Origin of the sequence: Pseudomonas sp. SIMBA_067 (assembly GCF_046534675.1) — a bacterium.
Classification (GTDB): domain Bacteria; phylum Pseudomonadota; class Gammaproteobacteria; order Pseudomonadales; family Pseudomonadaceae; genus Aquipseudomonas; species Aquipseudomonas putida.
In genome coordinates, this window is sequence record NZ_JAWRYH010000333.1 from 1 (window position 1) to 277 (window position 277).

A 277-nucleotide genomic window follows, 5' to 3' on the forward strand; every position below is an offset into this window, starting at 1 on the left:
TCAGCTTTCCCGCAAGATTCTCGAGACTAATCTGCTTGGCCCGGTGCGAATGACCTCGATGCTTATCGGGCACCTCAAGAATCGACCGCGTGCAACCGTCATCTATAACACATCGGTCCTGGCCTATGTGCCGATCGCGACGAATGCCGTCTACTCCGCCTCCAAGGCAGCGCTGCACTCGTACGCGCTGTCACAGCGTTTCATGCTGCGTGACACGAACGTGTCTGTTCAGGAGATCGCGCCACCATGGGTCGATACGGATCTGGTGAAGAAGAGC

The 277-nt window shown here is 57.0% G+C and carries 1 protein-coding gene; it reads left to right on the plus strand.

Annotation, left to right across the window (positions count from 1 at the left end):
• Nucleotides 1–277, plus strand: a 277-nt coding sequence (locus SB765_RS29335) for an SDR family NAD(P)-dependent oxidoreductase (protein WP_410932449.1), incomplete at both ends; no start/stop codon positions are given.